At 65.4% G+C, this 18,161-nt stretch carries 13 protein-coding genes; 1 reads left to right on the top strand and 12 read right to left on the bottom strand.

Annotated elements, in window-relative coordinates:
* Positions 1-21 precede the first annotated feature (21 nt).
* The 4 genes from ACW8PS_RS03570 to hpaE all read right to left on the bottom strand — a co-directional run bounded on the left by ACW8PS_RS03570 (position 22) and on the right by hpaE (position 7,639).
* Positions 22-933, bottom strand: a complete 912-nt coding sequence (locus tag ACW8PS_RS03570; RefSeq protein ID WP_491525899.1) for a LysR family transcriptional regulator — start codon at positions 931-933, stop codon at positions 22-24.
* A 57-nt stretch (positions 934-990) separates the two neighbouring features.
* Entirely contained in the window at positions 991-4,215 is a 3,225-nt protein-coding gene (locus ACW8PS_RS03565) for a translocation/assembly module TamB domain-containing protein (protein ID WP_491525898.1), read from the bottom strand.
* Complete coding sequence (locus ACW8PS_RS03560) at positions 4,212-5,990, bottom strand: autotransporter assembly complex protein TamA (RefSeq protein ID WP_491525897.1); 1,779 nt, start codon at positions 5,988-5,990, stop codon at positions 4,212-4,214. The genes ACW8PS_RS03565 and ACW8PS_RS03560 overlap by 4 nt, the downstream gene beginning before the upstream one ends.
* Before the next feature lie 137 nt (positions 5,991-6,127).
* Positions 6,128-7,639 (bottom strand): 5-carboxymethyl-2-hydroxymuconate semialdehyde dehydrogenase, encoded by a 1,512-nt coding sequence (gene hpaE / locus ACW8PS_RS03555; protein WP_491525896.1) that lies wholly within the window; start codon positions 7,637-7,639, stop codon positions 6,128-6,130.
* Between the two features lie 143 nt (positions 7,640-7,782).
* On the opposite strand from hpaE, the gene hpaR reads away from it, so the two are divergent.
* Positions 7,783-8,223, top strand: a complete 441-nt coding sequence (gene hpaR, locus ACW8PS_RS03550; RefSeq protein ID WP_491525895.1) for a homoprotocatechuate degradation operon regulator HpaR — start codon at positions 7,783-7,785, stop codon at positions 8,221-8,223.
* Positions 8,224-8,234: 11 nt separating this feature from the next.
* Here hpaR and ACW8PS_RS03545 read toward each other — a convergent pair whose 3' ends face one another.
* From ACW8PS_RS03545 to ACW8PS_RS03510, 8 genes are all read right to left on the bottom strand, one after another.
* Positions 8,235-9,071 (bottom strand): NAD-dependent epimerase/dehydratase family protein, encoded by an 837-nt coding sequence (locus ACW8PS_RS03545; RefSeq protein ID WP_491525894.1) that lies wholly within the window; start codon positions 9,069-9,071, stop codon positions 8,235-8,237.
* Positions 9,072-9,084: 13 nt separating this feature from the next.
* Complete coding sequence (locus tag ACW8PS_RS03540; protein WP_491525893.1) at positions 9,085-9,858, bottom strand: HpcH/HpaI aldolase family protein; 774 nt, start codon at positions 9,856-9,858, stop codon at positions 9,085-9,087.
* Positions 9,855-11,057: an NAD(P)/FAD-dependent oxidoreductase gene (locus tag ACW8PS_RS03535; protein ID WP_491525892.1), complete on the bottom strand. Its 1,203-nt coding sequence runs from the start codon at positions 11,055-11,057 to the stop codon at positions 9,855-9,857. The genes ACW8PS_RS03540 and ACW8PS_RS03535 overlap by 4 nt, the downstream gene beginning before the upstream one ends.
* The gene (locus tag ACW8PS_RS03530; RefSeq protein WP_491525891.1) at positions 11,054-12,766 is read right to left on the bottom strand and encodes a hydantoinase B/oxoprolinase family protein; all 1,713 of its coding nucleotides are present in this window, start codon (positions 12,764-12,766) and stop codon (positions 11,054-11,056) included. Before ACW8PS_RS03530 ends, ACW8PS_RS03535 begins: the two co-directional genes overlap by 4 nt.
* 4 nt (positions 12,767-12,770) lie before the next feature.
* A complete protein-coding gene (locus ACW8PS_RS03525; RefSeq protein WP_491525890.1) occupies positions 12,771-14,849 on the bottom strand; it encodes a hydantoinase/oxoprolinase family protein in 2,079 nt (692 codons plus the stop codon).
* 85 nt (positions 14,850-14,934) lie between these two features.
* Positions 14,935-15,849 (bottom strand): LysR family transcriptional regulator, encoded by a 915-nt coding sequence (locus ACW8PS_RS03520; RefSeq protein WP_491525940.1) that lies wholly within the window; start codon positions 15,847-15,849, stop codon positions 14,935-14,937.
* Between the two features lie 141 nt (positions 15,850-15,990).
* The gene (locus tag ACW8PS_RS03515; RefSeq protein ID WP_491525889.1) at positions 15,991-16,815 is read right to left on the bottom strand and encodes a citryl-CoA lyase; all 825 of its coding nucleotides are present in this window, start codon (positions 16,813-16,815) and stop codon (positions 15,991-15,993) included.
* The gene (locus ACW8PS_RS03510) at positions 16,812-18,005 is read right to left on the bottom strand and encodes a CaiB/BaiF CoA transferase family protein (protein ID WP_491525888.1); all 1,194 of its coding nucleotides are present in this window, start codon (positions 18,003-18,005) and stop codon (positions 16,812-16,814) included. Before ACW8PS_RS03510 ends, ACW8PS_RS03515 begins: the two co-directional genes overlap by 4 nt.
* Positions 18,006-18,161: the final 156 nt, after the last annotated feature.

The following is an 18,161-nucleotide window of genomic DNA, read 5'->3' as shown; positions in this document are numbered from 1 at the left end:
TGCGCTGCATGCAACGTATACCTAACCGGAAAAAGCCGACATATGCCGCGCCAGATGGCCCGCCAGCGCCTGCGCCGCACGCGGCAATTCGCGGCCCTCACGGGCGATCAGGGCGGCCTCGCTGGCGTCAAAACCTGGCTCTGCTATGTCACGCGCGATCAGGCGTCCCTCAGAGATATCGGCCATCGCGGCAAAGCGCGGCAGGAAGGTCACGCCCATGCCGGAGCGCGCGAAAGCCAGCAGGGCGGCGATGGATGCGGTCTGGACCACGGCAAACAGGCGCTGCCCGGCGCGCGCCTCGGCCCGGGCCAAAAGCGCGCCGATGCCAGTGCCGCCGATGGCCACCGCCGCCGGAAACCCGGCCAGCGCGGCCATGTCCAGCGGGCCGGGTGGCGTGGCAAAGCGGGTATCGGGGCGGGCCAGCATCACCAGCGGCTGGCGGTGCCGGGCGATCTGTTTGATCTGCCGGTCGGGGGTCACGTCATAGGCCAGACCGATATGGGCCTGATCGGTGAGGATCTGATGCGTCACCGCCTCGGTGGTGCCGACATTCATCGTGTAGGTAATGCCGGGATGGGCCGCCACGAAGCCGGGCAATGCGCCGCTGACCAGATCACCGGCAAAGCCTTCGCCCACGGCCAGCGCCACCTTGCCGCGCGCCATGCCCTTGAGCGCGTCAAACTGCGATTGCAGCGCCTCGAACTCTCCGGCCTGACGGCGCAGCAGTTCCTGCAACAGCGCGCCGGCTTCGGTCAGTTGCACGCCGCGCCGGCCGCGTTCGATCAGCGTGGTGGCAAGCTGGCGTTCCAGGCCTGCGATGGCGCGGCTGATGGTCGAGGGTTGGACCGCCAACGCCTCGGCCGCGCCGCGCACCGTGCCCGCCTGAATGGCGGCCAGAAAGGCGCGGGTCTGTTTCGGGTCGAGACTGTGCATTGCATCCTTTCTGCGCATAAGAACCGGCGGGCTACGATCGCGGGCCGCAAACCCGGGTCAGTAATCCCGCTCAAAGAATATCCCCAAGCCGCCCTGCCCGTCCGAGCCCAAGCTGCCGCGCGCGGTCAGGTTGGGCGTCAGGTCGAGGTTCAGCGACAGCTCCGCGTCACCATCCGAGCCGATGCCGATATCGGTATAGGCGTTTTCGCCGATATAGCGGCCCAGGCGCAGCTCGGAATTGCCCGCCGCATCGGTGCCCAGATCCAGATCATCGACGCCGAGAGCGTCGCGGATCGAGCCGATGATGCTGCCCGACCCGGCCAGCCGCGACAGCCCATCGACCAGTTGCAGCGCCTGCACCGCCGACAGGCTGGAAGTGCCGCGCCCGAACAGCAGCCGCGACAGGATCTCATCCTCGGGCAGGCTTGGCAGTGAACTGAGCGTCAGTTCGGGGGCCTGCGCCGGGCCGGACAGGGTGATGATGATCAAGGTGTCGCCGGCCCTTGTCTGGCCCACGACCTCCAGGAACGGATCGAAACTGCCCGACAGGGTGACCGAGGCCCGGGTCAGGTCAAAGCGCTGCCCGAGCAGCGACAGGCGGCCCCGGATCAGATCGAACTGGCCCGAGGGAATGACATTGGCGCTGCTGCCGCCGACCCGGATCGACCCGCCCAGTTCGGCGTCCAGCCCGCCGCCGCGCAGGAAGATCCGGTTGGCGGCGATGATGGTCAGATCGAGCGGCAGCGGCGGCCCGGATGCGCCCGCGCCCCGCAGCAGCCCGGCATTGGCGCGGGTGGCGTATTGGGCGGCATTTTCGCCGATATGGCGGATCTCGGGGATCGGTTCGGCACTGCCGAAAGAGGTGGGTTCGATCAGGATATCGGTCTGGCCAAGCGTGATCCGGCCGCTCAGCGCGGGGCCACCCGTCATCGGCCCGGCCAGCGTGATATCGCCGCGTGTTATCATTGTCTGGAACAGATCACCCTGCGCAATGCGGGCCGCATCGAGGCCGATGTCAAAGCGGCCCGGCAGGCCCGGCGCGCCCAGATCGAGGCTGCCCGACAGGGTCACGGCACCGCCCGCGGCCAGGCTACCCTGCCCGGTCAGATCGGCGCGCCCGCCCGCCAGCGTTATCCTGGCCGATGCGCCCTCGACCGCCAGCCCGGCATCGGGGGCGGCAATCCGCATGTCGCGCAGCGCGATGGTGCCGCTGAGCGCCGACAGGCCCGGCGGACCGGCAAGGGCAAGGTTCAGATCGGCGGTTCCCTGCACCGAATTTGGCGCGATGAAGGGGTTGACCAGCGCCAGTGCCGCGCTGCCGCTCAGCGCCAGATCGACCGCGCCACCGGGCAGGCCCACCTGCCCCGTTGCCGCCATTGCGACACCGTTTTGCAGGCTTGCCTCTGCGGTCAGATCCCAGGGCAGGCCGGCGGTTTCGCGGGTCAATATGGCCTGGGCGCTCAGCGGGCCCGATAGTGACGGGCTGAGCAGGCCCGCATTGGCCAACCGGGCCGCGATCTGCAGGCGGCTGGCGGTTGAGGAGAGGCTGGCATTGCCATCGGCCCCGATCTGGCTGCCCGCGATATCGAAGGCCTCAAGGCGCAAACCTTGCGCGTCGCGGATGGCGCGCGCCGTGGCCCGGGTTTCGCCGCCAAAAAGCCCGGCCGGTTCGCCAAGGCCCAGAGACAGATCCTGCGCCACCGCCACCAGATCCAGATCAAAGGCACCGGACAGCAATTCGACCTCGCCGGCAATCTCTGCCGTCACCGCGCCCGTCAGCTCCGACCCGGCCAGACCCGAAAAGGCAGCGATATCGGGCAGGGTGGCTTGCAGGTCGGTGGTCAGGATCAGCGCGTTTTCCGCTGCCGCGATCCGGGCCTGCCCCTGCATCCGGGCGTTGTCAGCGGCGATCATCAGGGCATCGATGCGCAGCGGCTCACCCCTTTGCCAAAGCACCGAGAAGGCGGCCTGCCCGGCCCCGCCAACTGCTGTCTGCATGGCCGCATCGGGCAGCGCCAAGCCGCTAAATTCCGTTTCCACTTCAGCCGTGACCCGGGCCAGCAGATTGCCCGGGGCGCTGATACTGCCCGACAGCGTCAGTTCGGCGCGATCCAGGCGCGTCTCATCGACGCGCAGCGCAAGCAGCACGGCCTGACCGCTCCAGCTATCGCCCGCCGCACGGTCATAGCTGAGGCTGATATCGGCGGCGGCAACCTCCACCACCTGACCCGGCACCGGCAGGCGCACGGGGCCTGATCCATCCGGGCGCAGTTCGGCGCTCAGGCTGAAATTTTCCGGCACGCCGCCGGGATCGAGCGCAGCCCTGCCGGCGATACGCAGCGACGCGGTCGAGAGGTCGAACGCCTGCAACTCCATGGCCCCGTCAGCGGCCCGCACGGCGCGCACCGTCGCCCGGGTATCATCGCCAAAGAAGGGCTGATATTCCGGCAGCAGGAACCGCGCGACATCACCGGCCAGATCGAGCGCCAGCCATTGGTCGCCGTTCTCAGTACGCGCCAGGGTGATATCGCCCGAAATGCGCGCCACCCCGTCACTGGCCAGCGTGAGGGTGCTGGAAAAGTCGCTCAAGGGGCCGCTGCCCGCGATGGCAAGCTCGATCGCGGGCGCATCATTGATGCCCAGAGCCGTGACCACGATGCCGCCGGGATCTTCGCGCAGGTCAAGGGCAAGATCGAGCTGGCGGCTGTCATTGCCAAAGGACGCGGCCAGGGCAAAGACGCCTTCGGGACCGTCGAGCCGGATCAGATCGAGCGCCGCGCGGCCCTCCCCCTCGGCCAAGCTGACCCGGCCGCTGGCGCTGGCCACCACCGCGACCCCCAGAACCGGCGCGCCCAGTTCGATCCGGGCCGCCTCAAGGCTTGCAATGCGGATCGAGACCGGCAGATCCGGCAGCGCAAAGGGCGTGGCCTCGGGCCTGGCCGGGTCGGGGTCGGTTTCCGGCAGGCGGGCCAATATGATGCGGGTCGCGGCCAGCCGGGTGATATCAATCTCGCCGCGCAGCAGCGCCGCGCGCCGCCAGGTCAGTTCGGCCCCCTCAAGGGTCAGCCAGATGCCCGCGGCATCGGCGATGGTCAGGCGCTCCAGCGTGGCGGAGGAACTGAGCGCGCCGGCAAAACCTTCGATCCGCACCTGCCGCGCGGCCCCGTCCGACAGCGCATCCTCCAGAAACCGCACCAGACGCGAGCGGTCATCTTCCTGCGCCTGCGCCGGGGGAATGGCGCTGAACAGGGCCAGGAAAAGGAGGATCAGAAACCGGGTCAAAAGCTTTGCCCCAAGCCAAGATAGAGAAACAGATCGCGCCCCGCGCCGGGGCCGGTGATGGGCGTGGCAAGATCCAGCCGGATCGGGCCGATCGGGGTGGCATAGCGCAGCCCGAGCCCGGCCCCGGCCTGCTCACCACTGCGGCCCGCCCCCCAGGCATCCGATGAAATCCACCCGAAATCGGCAAATGCCACCGCGCCGAAATTGCCCACCAGATCCTGACGCAGTTCCAGCGATGCCCCCAGATAGCTGCGCCCGCCAGTGGCGACACCGCCCTGCAACGCGCCCAGCGATTGATAGCCCTGCCCGCGCACCGTGCCCGCGCCGCCCGAGTAAAACAGCCAGTCGGGCGGCAGGGCCGTGATGTCACCGCCATCGACGCTGCCCAGTTGCAGCCGGGCCGCGACCCGGGTTTGGTTATCAGCCCCGAAGCCACGATAGGCGCGCAGATCGGCGGTCAGGCGGATACCGCTACCATCGCGGAACATGGTGAATGGGATCAGTTCGGCCGCACCATACCAGCCCTGCGCCGCGTCAAAGGCGTTGTCGCGCCCGTCCCAGGTCAGGCCGGCGGGCAGCGCCAGCATCAGGATCTGACGATTGGAAAATGCATCCCTGACATCCGAATATTGGATCATCGCCGCCAGATCGCCGTCCAGCCGGTCGGAAAACCGATGTGCCAGGCCCAGTTCGGCGGCAAGGCTGTCGGCGCTGAAAAGCACCTCATCGAGATGTTTGGCCTGCAGGCCAAAGCGCAGGGTCGTGTCGGGGGTCAGATCGGCGGGGCGTGAAAACTGCACCCCCAAAAGACCGTCAAAGCCGCCATCAGCCCCGCCAAGCCCCGAAATTTCGGCGTCAAAGCGCAGCCGTTCGGCCCCGCCCCAAAGGTTGCGATGCAGCCAGAACCCGCTGAGCGAGAGGCCCTCCGGCGTGGCAATCTCGGCCCCGAAGCCGAGGCGACGCAAGGGCGCTTCGACCAGATCGGCGCGGATATCGACCCGGCTGCTTTGCGCGCGCGGCACTTCGCTGAGGCTGACCGAGGCAAAGACGCCGGTATCGCGCAGCCTTGCCGCCACCCGGGCCAGCGTTTCGGGATCAAAGCGCGCGCCCTCGGGCAGGCCCGCGATACGCGCAATCCGCTCCGCGCGCATCCGGTCCTGGCCTTGCGGGATCAACTGGCCAAACTGGTTCAGCGGCCCGGGCGTCAGGGCGATATCGACATCCAATTCGCCCGCTTGCTGGCGGGCCGTGATCTGCTGGCCGGAAATGGCGGCACCGGCATGGCCGGCGGCGCGCCAGCCGTCAATACCCGCCTCGGCCGCCTGGCGCAGCACCCGGGTCGAGGCGATCTGACCGGGCGCAAAGCCCGGCGGCAGGGAAGTGCCCGGGGCCAGCGGCGCAATATCGGCGCGGCCAAGCCGAAACGCGGTGCCGGGATCAATGGTGATGGCCACCGATTGCACCGATGCGGGCGGGCGAAAGGGCGACAGCGCCGCAACCTCAACCCCGTTCACCCGGATCGAAATTTCCGGGCCGAAATAGCCGAATTCATACAGCACCGCCAAAAGCCGGGCGTAATCGGACCTTGCGGCGGCCAGAATGTCCTGCGCAGGCGCCCCGGGTTCACCGATGACGGCCTGGCTGCGCGACGCCGCCAAAAGGGCTGCGCGCAGATCATCCGAGGCCCCCGGCACCTCAAGGCGCAGGGCATTCTGCGCCAGCGCCATTCCGGCCATCAGGCAGAATGTGACACTGAGAAGGGTCAGGCGGCGCATGGCATGGATCCGGGGCTGCATTGCCCCAAATCTAGGGCAGCCGGGGCAACTGTGCCACCGGCAAAAACGATTATCCGGCGGGCGCGGCGCAAAGCGCGGACCGGCGGGGCTGCAAATGGCGGGTTTCCGCCGCCCGTTCAGATTTCCCCCAGTTTCATGATGTCATGCGCCCCGGTGGCAAATCCGATATGTTTTTGTTCCATGTAGAATTCGAATGACCAATCGCCGCCATCGCGCCCCATGCCCGAGGCCTTGACGCCGCCAAAGGGCGTCGGCAAATGTCGGACATTCTCCGAGTTCACCCAGATCATTCCGGCCTCCAGCGCGTCGCTTACCCGCAGGGCGCGGGTCAGGTCATTGGTCCAGACATAAGCAGCCAGCCCGTAAGGCGTGTCATTGGCGATCTGCAGCGCCTCGGCCTCAGAGCCAAACGGGATCGAGCTCAGCACCGGGCCAAAGATTTCCTCGCGCGCGATGCGCATCTGATTGGTGGCATTGGTAAACAGCGTCGGGCGGATGAAATAGCCCGCGCCGGCCAAAGCCACGCCGCCCGCCGCCAGCGTCGCGCCATCGGCGCGGGCTATATCGAAATAGCTGGTGACCTTGTTGAAATGTTCTTCGCTGATCAGCGGCCCGATCTCGGTGGCGGGGTCCAGCGGGTGGCCGACCTTGATGGCGTTGACGCGCGCCACCAGCCTTGCCTCGAAATCTTCCTTGATACTCTCCTGCACCAGCAGCCGCGAAGAGGAGGTGCAGCGTTCGCCATTGACCGAATAGATCATGAAAATCACCGCATCCAAAGCGCGCTCCAGATCGGCATCCTCGAATACGATCACCGGGTTCTTGCCGCCCAGTTCCAGATGCACCCGTTTCAGCGTGTCGGCCCCCTGTTTGGTGATCAGGGTGCCGGTGCGGCTTTCGCCGACAAAGGCGATGGCCCGGATCAGGGGATGTTCGGTCAGGGCGCGCCCGGCCTCCTCGCCAAAGCCGTTGACCAGGTTCAGCACGCCCGGCGGCAGGCCCGCGCTTTCGGCGATCTCGACCAGCAGGCGGGCGGTCAGCGGCGAGGCCTCGGCCGGTTTGTGAACCACGGTGCAGCCCGCCGCCAGCGCCGGGGCGATCTTCCAGGTCGACAGCATGAAGGGCGTGTTCCATGGCGTGATCACGCCGACCGGGCCAATCGGCTTGCGGGTGGTGATGTTGAGCAGCGTCGGCGAAGGCAGGGTCTGGCCATCGCGCGCCGATGTCGCTTGCGAAGCGAAATAGCGAAAGTTCTCGGCCCCGCGCAGCGCCGCCTTGGACATGAAGCGCAGGGTCTGGCCGGTATCCCAGCATTCGCAAAGCGCGATCTCCTCGGCGCGGGCCTCGATCGCGTCGGCCACATCCATCAGGATCTTTTTGCGCCTGGTCGCGGCCATGTCGCGCCAGGCCGGAAAGGCTTCTGCGGCGGCGCGGGCTGCGGCATCGATATCGCCCGCATCGCTGCGCGCGACATCGCAGATCAGGCTGTTATCGACCGGGCTGATGGTTTGAAACAGGCCGCCCGCGCCGTCCCGGTCCTGCCCGCCGATGCGGTTGCGAATGCCGGTGTCACGAAACCGCGCCAGATGGCCGTTCAGCCTGTCAATATTGCGGGCAAGGTCGGACATTGGCAGTTCCTCATGATTCAGTTGCGATGTTAAGCATTTTCCTTAACATGTCAACCAACAGGACCCATATCGCCCTGTTCTTGCCGCAACACTTAGGATATTAAGTAACTTCCATACCCGATAAAGCCGGAGCCTTTTTCGCGATGAGCCCCGATCAGCCCCCCGATCTGCCCCCGGCCCGCCGATCCCTGCCCTTTGCCCTGATGCGTGCGCGCGAAAAGGTGATGGCCCCGATCCGCGACATGCTGGGTGCCAGCGGCATCACCGAACAGCAATGGCGGGTGTTGCGGATGCTGTCGGAAAACGGTGCCATGGATGCCAGCAAACTGGCCGAACAGACCAGCCTGTTGCTGCCAAGCCTGACCCGGATCGCGCAGAACATGGTGGCGAACGGGCTGATTACGCGGGCCACCGACACCACTGATCGCCGCCGTCTGGTGTTGCAGATCACCCCTGCCGGGCAGGCGATTCTGGACGATAACCGCGCTGAGGCCGCCCGTATCGCGCAACGTTTCACGGATGTTCTGGGCCGCGAGCGGCTGGATGATCTGCTGGACGCGCTGGCCATGCTCGACGATCTCTGACCGGTTCCCTGTCAGGTCTTTTTCTTGTCATCAACGATGTTCATCGTGGCCACGCCGCTCTTGCCAAGTTCGACCGAGGCGAAGGGCCCGCCATGGCACATATGGCCGGGATCGGTCGGGTCCATCGGCTCGGCATCCGCCAGCACCTGGGCCGCGAATTGTTCGGCATTGTCGCGCGGGCGGTAGCCCAAAAAAGCGGCATTTGAATTATCCACCGGCGCGCGGTCATTGTCGGAGACCCCATAGATCACGGTAAACCCGGTCACCGGCGTGTCGATGGCGCGGGTGACAAGCTGGATCAGATCCTCATAGCTGAGCCAGGAACCAAGCGACCGGGGGTTGTTCACTTGCGCCGCGCTGAGAATGCGCAGATGCACGCTTTCCAGGCCGCGCTTGTCCCAATACATGCTGCCCAGATCCTCGGCAAAGCATTTGGCGAGACCATAGAACGTGTCGGGCCGGTGGGGCACGTCGGTGCCGATGAAATCGGTCTTGGGATACATCCCCACGGCATGGATCGAACTGGCATAGACCACCCGGCGCAGCCCGTTGCGATGGGCCGCCTCCCAGACATTATAGGCCCCGATGAAATTCGGCCCCAGCAGTTTTTCAAACGGCCCCTCATCGCAATAGGCCCCGAAATGGATCACCATATCGGCCCCGTCGAGAACCGCGATCATGGCATCGAGATCGGCCAGATCGGCGCGCATATAGCTCTCGCCCGGATAAAGCCGGCCGATATCCTCGACGATGTCGGTCGAGACCAGCGTATCGCACATCGCGGCCAGCGGTTCGCGCAGGTAGGATCCCAGACGGCCCGCGGCCCCGGTCAGAACGAGTTTCTTCATGTCATGTGTTTCCTTATCCCAAACGGTTCTTCACATCGGCCAGAAGCGCATCACTGGCGCGCGCCAGCAGCCCGCTATCCAGCCCGCAGGCCACGAAAGCAAAGCCTTCCTCCATCAGTTCCGCCGCAAAGCCCGGATCGCTGACCAGCGTGCCCACCGGCATGCCTTGCGCAATCAATCGCTGCGCCACCGGGCGGATCAGCGCCCAGACCTCAGGGTCCATCGGATTGCCCAGCTTGCCGATATCGGCGGCAATATCGGCCGGGCCGAAAAAGATGCCATCGACCCCGTCCACGGCTGCAATGGCCTCGGCGCGCCCCAGCGCCGCCGCCGTTTCCAGTTGCAGCAGCACGGTGGTTTCGGCCTCGACCCGGTCCAGATAATCGCCCACCCGGCCAAATCTGGTGGCCCGCGTGGTGCCCGAGACGCCGCGAATGCCACGCGGCGGATAGCGGGTGGCGGCCACGGCCTTTTCGGCCTCCTCGACAGACTGGATCATCGGAAACAGCAGGCCTTGCGCGCCCAGATCCAGCAGCCGCTTGACCGCGACGCCATCATTCCATTCGACCCGCACCAGCGCGGTAGTGTCGCTGCCGGCAAAGACCTGCAACTGGGCCAGAACCGACAGGTAATCATTCGGCGAATGCTCCATGTCGACCAGCGCCCAGTCAAACCCGGCATGGGCCGTCACCTCGGCGGCGATAGTGCTGCACAGGCTGATCCAGAGGCCGATCTGCTTGTCGCCAGCGGCCAGCGCGCGGCCAAAGCGGTTCGGGGGCAGGTTCATATCACGGCCTTTTCGATGAAGGGTGTATTTCTCACGACCCGATCAAAACCGAGCGGGCTCAGATCAAGGCTACGATATTCGCCATGGGTCAGCAATTCCGCCATGCCGCGCCCCATGGCGGGCGCTTGTTGCAGCCCGTGGCCGGAAAACCCGTTCAGGAAATAGAAGTTTTCCACCTGATCATGCGGCCCGATGATCGCGTTCTGATCAAGGATGTTATAGGCGTAATGCCCGGCCCATTCATTGACCACTTTGATCGCCTCAAAGGCCGGGATGCGGTTGGCCAGCACCGGCCAGATGTGATCGGCCCAGAGGGCATGATCCATCTCGAAATCATCATAGGCCACCGCCGGGTCATGCGGGCCATGCCCCCCGACCTGATAATAGCTGCCCTCCTGGCGGACATGCACGCCCGAAGGGTCGATGGTCAGCGGCAAGACCCGGTCCAGCGGCTTTTCGGCCTGAAACACCCAAGAGTAGCGCTTGCGCGGCTCGACCGGAATGTCGATCCCGGCCATGGCCGCACTGCGCGCGGCGCGCGGGCCCGAGGCATTCACCACCTTGCCACAGGCAATCTCCGCGCCCGATTTCAGCGTCACGCTCTGCACCTTGGTGCCTTGCGCGTTGCGGGTCATGGCGACCACTTCACCGGCGAAAAATTCAACGCCGCGCCGTTTTGCCGATCGCCGCCACCAGTCAAACACCGTGGCCCCGTCGAAATAGCCCTCATCGCGGGTGTTGTGGCTGCCCAGCACGATGTCACCCAGCTGGTAGAACGGGTATTGCGCCGCGATCTGGTCGGGGGTCAGCAACCGCGTGCCCGCGCCACAGGCGACCTGCACGGCATGGGCCGCGCGCAGCGCATCGGCAAATCCTTCGCTATCGGCCAGATAGAGATAGCCGAAATTGCGGATCGTCAGCGCCGGGGCCTCGGGCTCATTCATGTATTCGGCCAGATTGGTCACGAACTCGGCCCCGAATTGCGAGATCCGCACATTCAGCTCGGTCGAAAACTGCTGCCGGATACAGCTATTGGTGTGGGCGGTGGAGCATTTGGCATAGCTCGGGTCCATCTCCACCACCAGCACCCGGCCGTCGAAATCGGGATCATCCGCCAGGAACCAGGCGGTCGCGGCCCCCATCATCGCGCCGCCGATGATGATGATGTCATAGCTGGAATGCTCGGGCTGGCCGGTCACGTCACATCCTCTCCTCTTGCCACGGCGGCCTCGACTTCGGCGATCTCCGCTTGGCTCAGCCCATAATCGCGCGCCGCCGCCGCGCCCGAGATATAGCCGCGCGCCAGATCGCGCCGCACCGCGCGCCCGTCGCGCGCGCCCGGATCACCGTAACCGGCCCCGCCGGGAAACCCCAGCACCACGCGCACACCATGCGGCACGAATTGCTTGCCCTTGCCGCGCATGGCGACGCCATCATCGCGGATAATGGTGGTTGGGGCACCCGGCCCACCGCCGCGCCGCCCGCGCGCCGGGTGATCGACGCGGTCGAACATGGCCGAGAAATCAAATTCATGGCCGGCGCGCGCGCCGACCTCCATATATTGCCCCAAACCGCCGCGCTGCTTGCCGATACCGCCCGAATCTGGGCGCAGCTCCTTGCGCCAGATGATCACCGGGCCGGCATGTTCCGTCGCCTCCACCGGCATTGTCATCACACCCGAGGGAAAGGCGGTGGCATTGAGCCCGTCATATTCGGGCCGCGCACCCGCGCCGCCCGAATTGAAGGACAATACCTCCGAGCGGACCGCATCGGGCGGGGCCGGGGCATCGCTGCGCGGGCGCAGGGAAAGCTGGAAATTGCACAGACAGCCAGCCCCTTCGGCCGGCACCAGCCCGGGCAGGATCTTGTCCAGCGCATCAAACACCACATCGGGCACGAAATGGCCGATGATATGGCGCAGCGCCACCGGCGCGGGGTGGAGGGCATGCACGATGCTGTTTTCGGGGGCCTTGATCTGGAACGGGGCCAGCGAGGCCGCATTATTGGGGATCTCGGGCGCGATGGCGCATTTCAACGCATAGCAGGCATAGGCCTTGGTATAGACCAGCGGGCAATTGATGCCCTTCTTGTCCACCCCCGAGGTGCCGGCAAAATCGGTGATGATCCGGTCGACCTCGATGCGCAGGCGCAGCTTCAGCGTGATCGGGCTGTCAAAGCCGTCAATTGTCATCTCGCCATCGGCCACTTGCCGGGGCAGCGCCGCGATCCGCTGCAATGTGGCGCGGCGCGAATTGTCCAGGATGAAGCTGCCGATACCGGCCAGATCATCGAGGCCGAATTCAACCATCATGTCGATCAGCCGCCGGTGCCCGATCTCGTTGCAGGCGGCCAGCGCATAGATGTCGCCGACCAGTTGATCGGGTTCACGCACATTGCCGCGCACGATCTGCAACAGCGTCGCATCCACCACGCCGCGTTCGGCGAATTTCATGATCGGCAGGTAGAGCCCTTCTTCATAGACGCTGGCCGCATCAGCGCCAAAGCCGCGCCCGCCAATATCGACCACATGCGCGGTGCAGGCAAAGAATCCGACCAGCGCGCCATTGTGAAACGAGGGGCTGACCATGGTGATGTCATGCAGATGGCCGGTGCCTTCCCAGGGGTCATTTGTGATGTAGACATCGCCCTCGAATATATTGTCACGCCCGATCCGGCGGATGAAATGGGCCACCGCATCGGCCATCGCGTTGACATGGCCGGGCGTGCCGGTGACCGCCTGCGCCAGCATCTGCCCCGCCACGTCATAGACGCCTGCCGACAGATCTCCGGCCTCGCGAACGCTTGTTGAAAACGCCGTGCGCACCAGCGCCTGGGCCTGTTCCTCGACCACCGAAATCAGCCGGTTCCACATCACCTGATAGGCGACATTTGAATGAGTCTGTGCCATGGGATCAGCCTTTCACAGTGATGTCGATGCAGCCATCGGGCTGGCGGATGGCGGTGCAACTGGCCGGCAGGATGATGGTGGTCTCAGCCTCGGTGATTGCCGCGGGGCCCATGACGGTGCTGCCCGGCCCCATCGCGTCGCGCGCCACGATATCGGCGCTGGCAAAGCGGCCAAGCGCGGGGTCGAAAATCGGCCTTGTGCCCATCACCGGTGCCGCGCCGCTGGCCGTGGCGGCCTGAATGCGCGCCACGGATTCGGGCGGCGTGGTCGCGTTCACTGACCAGACGGTAATCTCGATATCCATCCCGGCCACGGTGCGACCGAAAAGCCGGGTATAATCGGCCTCGAACAATTCCGTGAACGTGGCCGCATCAGGGGCCATGGCCTGCGCCTCGCTCAATATGATGGGAATTTCCCAGCCCTGCCCGGAATAACGCATATAGACCTTGTATTCGCACAGGATCGGCGCGGTGGCATCGCAGCCCCGCACGAAGCCCATGGCCTCTGATTTCAGCGCGCGCAGCAACTCGGTGATCTGGCCCGCGTCAAAATCCGACAGTCGCATATAGACCGACCTGTTGGCCTCGAAACTGAATGGCGCGCGCAGAAACCCGATGGCTGACCCGACGCCGGCACCGGGCGGCACCAACAGCCGGTCAAGCCCCAGTTTTTCGCAGAGCCGCCCGGCATGCAGCGGGGCCGCGCCGCCAAAGGCGATCATGGTGTATTGGCTGAGATCCTCGCCGTTTTCCACCGCATGAACGCGCGCCGCATTGGCCATGTTTTCATCGACCACCTCGGACAGGCCGAAGGCCGATGTCGCGGCGTCCATCTCCAGCACATCCCCCAGAACCGCGCTCAGGGCGGTGGCGGAGCGATCAGCATGCAGCCGGATCGTGCCACCGGCGAAATTATCGGGGTCGAGCCTGCCCAGCACCAGATCGGCATCGGTGACGGCCGGTTTTTCGCCGCCGCGCCCGTAACAGGCCGGCCCGGGTTCCGAGCCGGCACTTTCCGGCCCGACCCGGATCTGGCGCATCGCATCGACATGCGCCAGAGAGCCGCCGCCGGCACCAATTTCAACCATGTCGATCACCGGAATCGAGATCGGCATGCCCGAGCCTTTCTTGAACCGGTAGCTGCGCGCCACCTCGAACACGCGCGCCGTTTTCGGGGTCTGGTTCTGGATCAGACAGATTTTGGCCGTGGTGCCGCCCATATCAAAGCTCAACACCTTTTCCAGCCCGTAACGCGCCGCGATAGTGGCGGCAAAGACCGCGCCACCGGCAGGGCCGCTTTCGACCAGGCGGACCGGAAATTCGGCGGCATTTTCCAGTGAAATGATGCCGCCCCCCGAATGCATCAGAAAGATGGTGCAGGCCACGCCTTCGCCGCGCAGCCGCCCTTCCAGCCGGGACAGGTAGGATTTCATCAAGGGTTTGATATAGGCATTGGCCACGACCGTGTTGAAGCGCTCATATTCGCGCATTTGCGGGCTGACTTCGCTGGAAATCGAGACCATCACGCCGGGCAGACGCTCCGCCAGCACGTCGCGGATCAGCCGTTCATGGGCATCGTTGAGATAGGAATGGATCAGGCCCACGGCGACGCTGTCATAGCCTGCCTCGGCGATCACATCGGCCAGCGCCTCGACCTGCGAACGCTCCAGCGCGATCAGCACATCGCCGCGCGCATCGATCCGCTCGGTCACGGTATAGCGCATCTGGCGCGGCAGCAGCGGTTGCGGCAATTCCAGGTTCAGATCATATTGTTCGAACCGGGATTCTGTCCGCATTTCAATGACATCGCGGAAGCCTTGCGTGGTGATCAGCGCCGTTTTCGCGCCGCGCCGTTCAATCAGCGCATTGGTGGCCAGGGTGGTGCCATGGATGATCTGACCGATATCCGAGGCCGCGATTCCGGCCTTTTCGCAGACCTGCGCCATGCCCTCGATAATGGCATCTTCGGGGGCGGAATAGGTGGTCAGAACCTTGGTGGAATAGCTGTCAGGCCCGACCTCCAGCACGACATCGGTGAAGGTGCCGCCGATATCGACGCCGAGCCGGTTCGATGCTGATGCCATGAAGACCCCCTGATGCTGAGGGGGGCAGAATAGCGGCGGGTCCGACATAAGCGCAAATTATTAGAATCTATCACCATGAAAGATTTCAGTGATCCTCGGATTGGGCGACCGTGACCGCCAGCGCGGCGGCCTGATGCACGAACCCGGCGGCGCGATCGGCATGGAACCGGGCCGCGAAGCGCAAGGGCTGCGGATGCCAATCCATCGCCAGTTCCACCAGCGACCCCTCGGTCAGATGCGCCGCCACCATGGCGCGCGGCACCACCGCCAGCCCCATGCCATCGACCGCCATATGGATGGTTGAGGTCAGGCTGCTGGAGGGCACGAACCGCGCGCCCGCGCCTGCCTGGCCACGGGCCTGAGCGTCAAAATGGGCGCTCAGTTCCTGATAGGCCTGGGTGTGGCGGGCATGGGTCAGGATCGGCACCGTTACCGCCGCCACGCCTGCAACCGTGTTGATTTCCCTGGATATTTCAGGGGATGCGACCCAGGCATAGGGGTAGGAACCAAGCGCGATCTCGCCCGATGCCGCCGTTCCGAACGGCGCGTTTTGCAGCGCCAGATCCAGCCCGTTACCGGCCAGCTCTGCATCCAGATTGCGCGACAGATCGACATTCAGCTCGACCGCGATCCGCGGATAGACCGCTTTCAGCCGCCGCAGAAAACCGCGCAGCCAGGTGCAGGCGATCAGTTCGGTCACGCCCAGGCGCAGGCGATCCTCGATCAGATCGGGGCGCGCCGCGATCTCGACCAGGGCTTCCGCCGCGCGCAGGGTCTTGCGGGCCTCGGCCAGTATCTCGGCCCCCTTTTGCGTCATCCGAACCGACCCGGCATCGCGCCGCATCAGGGGCGTGCCAAGGGCGGCTTCAAGGCGCGCGATCCGGGTCGAGATATTGGGCTGCGTCGTGTTGAGATGCGCCGCCGCCTTGCGGAAACTGCCCAGATCGGCCACCCAGATGAGCGCTTCGAGCTGTTTGAGATTGAGGCTGCGGCTGATCATGGCCACCGTTTTGCACCCGCTTTGCCGCCCCGGGCAAGGGCAAATCGGCGGTGGCGGCGGCGAGAAAAGTGACGCTTGTGTCACAAATAAATGACGGATCTGTCATTTCTTGAGCGGCGGCGGGGCAAAGCCGCGCCTGTATCACTCGGGCAGTTTCCTGCCGCGCGGGCCGGTATAGTTCCACAGAAACTGCGGCGGGGTGGGCCCCTTGTTGCGCCCGCCCTGAGCGCGCTGTTCATTGGCATGGGCCAGAATCCCCACCGAGCGCGACAGGCAGAAAAGCCCGCGTTGCAGAGCCGGTTCAAAGCCAAGCTCGGTAAAGATCACGGCGGTCGCGCCGTCGATATTCATCGGCACGGGGCGCGATTTTTCGGCCCGCAACTGCGCCTCGATCGCCATTGCGATGGCGCGGAACCGGCCCGTGACGAGGCCCCCCGCAACCGCCTCGGCCACCAGCGCCATCAGCCGCGGCGCGCGCGGATCAACGGGGTGAAACCGGTGCCCGAAACCGGGAATATAGCGCCCCGATGCGGCGCGAAACCGATCCAGCCCGGCGGCCACGGCATCCGCCAGCGGGGCCTCGGAATCGGCGGCAATATCGTGATAGAGCGCCGCCGCCGCTTCGCCGGCACCGCCATGCACATCGCCCAGCGCATTGACGGCCGAGCCCATGGCATTGTTGATGCCGACGCCGCAGGTCATCGCCATGCGCGCAATCGCGATCGAAGGGGCTTGCGGGCCGTGATCGACCGCCGCCACAAGTGCGGCCTCGAACAGCGCCGCCTGGGCCCTGGACGGCAGATCGCCGCGCAGCATCAGCCAGATCATCTGCGCAAAGCTGAGCCGCCCGATCAGATCCTCGATCGCATAGCCGCGGATCGCGATGCGGCCCGGTTCCATGTCGATGATATCGGTGCTCCACCATTGATTGACCGCCTGCCAGTCATCGCCCCTATCGTTGCTCATATCACCTTGTCCCGTTTCAGCGCCGCGATGGCATCGGCATCATATCCCAGATCCGCCAATATCGCCGCGCTATCCTGGCCAAGGGTCGGCGGCGGGCGGTCCAGATCCGGGGCCGCGCCATCCAGATGGTAACCGACGCCCGCATTTCGGACCGGTTTTGCCACGCCCGCATCCGGGAAATCGCGCAGGAAAGCGCGGGCCTGCACCTGATCCTGCGCCAGCGCCTGCGGCAGGCTGAGGATCGGCCCGGCCGGGATGCCCGCGCCGTTGAGGCGGTCGACCAGCGTATCGGCATTGTGATCGGCAAACCCGGCCTCGATCTGCGCTGTCAAAGCATCCCGATTGGCCAGCCGCGCGCCCCGCGTGGCAAAGCGCGGATCGGTTTTCAGATCGGGGCGCTCCAGCAGATCGCACAGCGCCTCGAACTGTTCCTGCTTGTTGGCCGCCAGGTTGATCGGCGCGGTGGCCGTGGCAAAACTGCCCGAAGGGGCGGCGGTGAAATTGGCGTTGCCCATCGGCTGCGGCACCTGCCCGGCGATGAGAAAATTCGACACCACCCAGCCCATCGTGGCCAGCACCGATTCCAGCATCGAGACATCGATGAATGTGCCGCGCCTGCCGCGCCCGGCAAGGGCGGCATTGATCGCCATCGCAGCCGTAAGCCCGCCGATCGTGTCGGCCAGCGGATAGCCCACCCGTTGCGGCGCGGTTTCGGCATTGCCGGTGATGCTCATCACCCCCGAAAGGCCCTGAATGATCTGGTCATAGGCCGGCAGGTCGCGCATCGGCCCGGTCTGGCCAAAGCCCGATATGGCGCAATAGATCAGACGCGGGTTTTCAGCGCTCAACGCGTCATAGCCCAGATGCAGCCGGTCCATCACGCCGGGGCGGAAATTTTCCACCAGCACATCGGCCCCGCGCACCAGCGCGCGCAGGATATCGCCACCGCGCGGGTCCTTGAGGTTCAGCGTCAAGGATCGTTTGCCGGCGTTCTGCGCCAGAAACGAGGTCCCCATGAGGCCCTCGTTCAGATCGGCATCGGCCCCCAATTGCCGGGCCAGATCGCCGCGCCCCGGCATCTCGACCTTGATCACATCGGCCCCGAGCCAGGCCAGTTGCGCGCAGCAAAACGGCCCCGACAGCACATTGGTCAGATCGAGCACCCGGATACCGGAGAGAGGGGAACGCATGGTGGAGCCTTGCTTTTTGCGGAACCCTGAGGCGGGCAAACTATCTTGCGCAGACCTAAGCGGCAAACCTGTCGTCAACCTGTCGTCAACCTGTCGCAATTGGCCGCTTGACGAAGATGGCGCAAGGATAGGGTAAGATGCAGGCAATGGCATGGG

Source organism: Alterinioella sp. (assembly GCF_058343375.1).
Note: the sequence above shows the minus strand (reverse complement) of the source record. Positions and strands in the feature narration are given on the sequence as shown.